At 71.1% G+C, this 2743-nt stretch carries 3 protein-coding genes; all 3 read left to right on the forward strand.

The genetic code is table 11. The annotated features are described in order from the left end of the window. The coding region (locus ACWDX6_RS30645; RefSeq protein ID WP_451488129.1) for a vitamin B12 dependent-methionine synthase activation domain-containing protein at positions 1 to 1239 on the forward strand (1239 nt) is incomplete at its 5' end. Continuing rightward, entirely contained in the window at positions 1236 to 2108 is an 873-nt protein-coding gene (gene metF, locus ACWDX6_RS30650) for a methylenetetrahydrofolate reductase [NAD(P)H] (RefSeq protein WP_451488130.1), read from the forward strand. The genes ACWDX6_RS30645 and metF, both read left to right, overlap by 4 nt. Then, the coding region (locus tag ACWDX6_RS30655) for an adenosylhomocysteinase (RefSeq protein ID WP_451488131.1) at positions 2101 to 2743 on the forward strand (643 nt) is incomplete at its 3' end. The genes metF and ACWDX6_RS30655, both read left to right, overlap by 8 nt.

The following is a 2743-nucleotide window of genomic DNA, read 5'->3' on the forward strand; positions in this document are numbered from 1 at the left end:
GTGGACATCATCCTGTCCAACAACGGCTACAACGTGGTCAACCTGGGCATCAAGCAGCCGGTCTCCGCGATCCTGGAGGCGGCCGAGGAGCACCGGGCCGACGTCATCGGCATGTCCGGCCTGCTGGTCAAGTCCACGGTGATCATGAAGGAGAACCTGGAGGAGCTGAACCAGCGCGGCATGGCCGCCGACTTCCCGGTCATCCTCGGTGGCGCCGCCCTGACCCGCGCCTACGTCGAACAGGACCTCCACGAGATCTACCAGGGCGAGGTCCGCTACGCCCGCGACGCGTTCGAGGGCCTGCGGCTCATGGACGCGCTCATGGGGATCAAGCGGGGCGTGCCCGGGGCCGTACTGCCGGAGCTGAAGCAGCGGCGGGTGCCCCGGCGGGAGGCGCCTCTGCCGGAGGTGCGCGAGCCCGAGCCGGCCGGCCGCTCGGACGTGGCCGCCGACAACCCCGTCCCGGAGCCGCCGTTCCTCGGCACCCGGGTCGTCAAGGGCATCCAGCTCGCCGAGTACGCCTCCTGGCTCGACGAAGGCGCCCTCTTCAAGGGGCAGTGGGGCCTGAAGGACGCCGGGACCATCGAGTCGGAGGGCCGCGCGCGGCTGCGCGGCTGGCTGGACCGGATCCAGACCGGTCGGCTCCTCGAAGCGGCCGTCGTCCACGGCTACTTCCCCTGTGTGTCCAAGGGCGACGACCTGATCGTCCTGGACGAGGACGGAGGCGAGCGGACCCGCTTCACCTTCCCCCGCCAGCAGCGGGGCCGGCGCCTCTGCCTGGCGGACTTCTTCCGCGCCGAGAACGCGGGGGAGGTGGACGTGGTCGGCCTCCAGGTCGTCACGGTCGGCTCCCGGATCGGCGAGGAGACCGCGAAGCTCTTCGCCGCCGACCGGTACCGCGACTACCTCGAACTGCACGGCCTGTCCGTGCAGTTGGCCGAAGCGCTCGCCGAGTGCTGGCACGCGCGGGTCCGCCAGGAGTGGGGTATCGCGGGCGCCTCGGAGCCGGCGGGCATCGAGGGCATGCTGCGCACCGAGTACCAGGGCTGCCGGTACTCGCTCGGCTATCCGGCCTGCCCCGACCTGGAGGACCGGGCGAAGATCGCCGAGCTGCTGCGCCCGGAGCGGATCGGGGTGGAGCTGTCGGAGGAGTACCAGCTGCATCCGGAGCAGTCGACGGACGCGATCGTCGTCCACCACCCGGAGGCGAGCTACTTCAACGCGGGAGGGCGACGGTGAGCGCCGGCGGGAACCCCACCTTCTCGTTCGAGTTCTTCCCGCCGAAGAGCGAGCGCGGGGAGCGGACGCTGTGGGACGCGATCCGGCGCGTGGAGGCGCTCGGCCCTGACTTCGTGTCCGTGACGTACGGCGCCGGCGGCTCGTCGCGCGACCGGACCATCGACGTCACCAAGCGGATCGTGGCCGAGACGACCCTGCGGCCGGTGGCGCACCTGACGGCGGTCGGGCACTCGGTGGCGGAGCTGCGCGCCATCATCGGCGCGTACGCGGACGCGGGGGTGCGGGACGTGCTCGTGCTGCGCGGCGACCCTCCGGGCGATCCGCGCGGCGCGTGGACCCCGCACCCGGAGGGCTTCACGTACGCGTACGAACTGATCGAGCTGGTGCGGTCGTTGGGCGACTTCCGGATCGGGGTGGCGGCCTTTCCGGAGGGCCACCCCCGGTCGTCGGATCCGGCGAGCGACCTGGCGCACTTCGTGGCGAAGTGCCGGGCCGGCGCCGACTACGCCATCACGCAGATGTTCTTCGACGTGGAGGACTATCTGCGGCTTCGGGACCGGGTGGCGGCGGCCGGCTGCGACACCCCGATCATCCCGGAGATCATGCCGGCCACCGACGTCCGCCAGATCCGCAGGTTCGCCGAGCTGAGCGACGCCGCGTTCCCGGAGGACCTGGCGCACCGGCTGGAGGCGGCCAGGGACGACCCGGCGGCGGCGTACCGGACCGGCGTCGAGTACGCGACGGCGATGGGCCTGCGGCTGCTCCACGAAGGGGCGCCGGGCCTGCACTACATCACGTTGAACAAGTCCACGGCGGCACTGGAAATCCACCGGACGATTCAAGCTTCGAGGAGCGTTGCCCATGTCTGAGTCCCTGTCTGAGTTCACGGACTACAAGGTCGCCGACATCGGCCTGGCGGAGTTCGGCCGCAAGGAGATCACGCTGGCCGAGCACGAGATGCCCGGCCTGATGTCGATCCGCCGCGAGTACGCCGCCGCCCAGCCGCTCGCGGGCGCGCGGATCACGGGCTCCCTGCACATGACCGTGCAGACGGCCGTCCTCATCGAGACCCTGGTCGCGCTCGGCGCCGAGGTGCGGTGGGTGTCCTGCAACATCTACTCCACGCAGGACCACGCGGCCGCGGCGATCGCCGCGGCCGGCATCCCGGTGTTCGCCTGGAAGGGCGAGACGCTGGAGGAGTACTGGTGGTGCACGGAGCAGGCCCTGACCTGGCCGGACGTCGTGGGCCCGAACATGATCCTGGACGACGGCGGTGACGCCACCCTCCTCGTCCACAAGGGCGTCGAGTACCAGAAGGCGGGGGCGGTCCCGGACCCGTCGACGGCGGACAACGACGAACTGCGATGTGTCCTTGAGCTGTTGGGCCGGTCCGCCCTGGACTGGACGGCGCTGGCGTCCGAGATCCGCGGTGTCACGGAGGAGACCACGACGGGTGTCCACCGCCTGTACGAGATGCACCGCGAGGGCCGGTTGCTGTTCCCGG

Source organism: Streptomyces sp. NPDC003027, from assembly GCF_053591435.1.